This is a genomic window from Protofrankia sp. CiP1_Cm_nod2 (assembly GCF_920664355.1).
In the GTDB taxonomy this organism is placed as follows: Bacteria; Actinomycetota; Actinomycetes; order Frankiales; family Frankiaceae; genus Protofrankia.
In genome coordinates, this window is the sequence record NZ_CAKKTL010000161.1 from 1 (window position 1) to 2201 (window position 2201).

Annotated in this window: 2 protein-coding genes; one reads left to right on the forward strand and one right to left on the reverse strand. The window is 66.4% G+C overall.

The window, feature by feature from the left end:
* Nucleotides 1-609 precede the first annotated feature (609 nt).
* Nucleotides 610-1572, reverse strand: coding sequence for a hypothetical protein (locus NBW84_RS16860; RefSeq protein WP_250285698.1), 963 nt, complete (start codon nt 1570-1572; stop codon nt 610-612).
* Between the two features lie 58 nt (nt 1573-1630).
* Between NBW84_RS16860 and NBW84_RS16865 the strand changes: the two genes are divergently transcribed.
* On the forward strand, nt 1631-2131 hold the full coding sequence (locus tag NBW84_RS16865) for a tyrosine-type recombinase/integrase (RefSeq protein WP_250285699.1): 501 nt from the start codon (nt 1631-1633) through the stop codon (nt 2129-2131).
* Nucleotides 2132-2201: the final 70 nt, after the last annotated feature.

Below are 2201 nucleotides of genomic sequence, written 5' to 3' on the forward strand. Positions count from 1 at the left end.
GAGGAAGCTCAAACGTTGTCCGCCGCCCAGTGAACAGTCCACCAATGCCACCGATGGGCATCCAAAATTGTTGCCGCTTTCTCGGAAGGCGACCATAGATGGTCTCGCCTTTGCCTAGGGTGAGGGGTCGGGCTGTCCGGGGAGCGAAGCGACCCCTACTGTCTCCCGGCTGCCCGCTGGCGTGCCCATTGCTCGGTTTTCGTATGCTTCTGGCGTTCGCGCTGATCGTCTCCGTTGGTTGCGAACGCGCCCGTCGTGGAACGCATCCGGATGGTCGGTGAGGCTGACCACGGAACAGGACCAACAGCGCGAATCCGTGCCGCTCGGTACGGTATGGATTCGCCCGACCGGCGACGGTCGACCCGAACAGCGCGCCGCGGCTTACCGAGAATGGTCAGCGTGCCTGCTACTCCTGGCCTGGGTTCTGTGCGGCGGCGGGATGCGACGCGCCCGGCGAGCACGGCCGCCAGGCCGCGCGCAGCCGGTCGCGCGGCGCGGACCGCCACCGCCTTGATCCTAAAACGAATAATTCGGCAGTCAGTCAGCCTCGTACATAGCCAATGTCGTCCGTCCGGCCGCGCCTCTGATCGTCGGTCGGCTCCGTTGTGGTCAGGCCGCGGCGCTGGCAAGCGCGGTGCGGTCGATGCGGGAGACAAGCTCGCGGGCGTGGGCGTCGCGCTGGTAGGGGACGAGTCGTTTCCGCAGGTCGGTCATGGCGGTGACGTAGCGGGCGGAGGTGGGGACTCCGGCGGCGATGTCGATCGCCGTGTGGCCGGCGGTGATGGCGCCTTCGAGGTCGTTTTGTTGGGTGAAGCTGACGGCGACGACAGTTTGGCTCAGCGCCCCGCGGCGTCCCCGGTTCTGCTTGCGGGCGGCTTCGACAGACTGGCGGGCGTAACGGTGGGCCTCGGCTGGGTCGCCGATGTCGCGGAGACTGTTCGCGATCTCCCCCGTGACGTAGGGCTCGTCGATGAACTTTGCCCATTCGGGTTCGTTCGCCGGGTTGATGAGATCGAAGGTCTTTTCGGCCTGCGCGATCGTCGCGGCGGTGTCGGTGGAGCGGCCCAGGACTGACAGGGCGCGGGCTTCCAACACGTACAGGTCGGTCAGGGCGGCGGGAGCACACAGACCACGCAGACCGTGGCGGCCGGCGCGGACGAGGCGGAGCCCTTCGTCGGGGTGGCCGAGTTGGGTTGCCTGGTCGGAGAGGCCAGCCAGGACATGGGCGCCGAGCATCCGGTTACCGGCGGCGTCGGCGAGCCGGAGGGACTGGATCAGGTAGCGCTGCGCGATGCCGTGCTGGCCGGAGTCGAACGCCATCCAGCCGGCGAGATAGGTCTGTTCGGCGGCGACCTCGAAGAGGGCTTGGCGGACGGGCTCGGGGTGGGATTCCTGCAGGAGCGGGAGGACGTGTTCGGTGAGGTACTGGGCGACGGTGCGCCGGGCGATGTCACCGCCGCTTTGGATGACGTCCATTTCCTGGAACACGCCGAACATGGTGCGGATGGACTCGACCGCGGCCATGTCCGCGTGGGCGGGCCGGCCGGCGTCGGCGGCGTCCAGGCTGGTCAACAGCCAATCTCGGCTGGGGCCGGCGAGTGCGCCGAGCACGAATGATGAACGAAGCAGCATGTCCCGACGGCGCACGTCGGCCATCCAGAGTGACAGTGCGGCTCGGCTGGTGGAGCTCCTGCGTCAGCATCGGGTGATGCAGGCGGGCGAACGGTTCGAACGCGGAGACGGCTGGGCTGAGACGGGTCTCGTGTTCACCTCGTCGATCGGTACCCCGTTGGAACCACGGAACGTCAACCGCCGGTTCGATCAGCTTCGGGAAAAGGCCGGGCTCCCCTGGCTCCGTCTACATGATCTTCGTCATGCGTTCGCCTCGATGCTGTTCTCCGAAGGCGTGCCCGCGCGCACGGTCATGGAACTACTCGGACATTCGACCATCCAACTGACCATGAACACGTACACCCACGTCATGCCCGAGACCCAACGGGACGCCGTGGGCCGTCTGGACCACCTGTTCACCGGCGACAGGTCCACGGACGAAGAGGACGACAACGCGGACGAAGCCGGAGGCCCCGACCCCACCGACACCGACACCGACACCGACACCGACCAACAATGATCGATTGCAGATGGGTACACCGTTGGGTACATTGATCTTCAGACAGTCATCACCAAGAGTAACAACCGCA

Excerpts from the sequence above, each read along its gene's own strand:
- NBW84_RS16865 (WP_250285699.1), top strand. The coding sequence starts at position 1,631 with ATGTCCCGACGGCGCACGTCGGCCATCCAGAGTGACAGTGCGGCTCGG.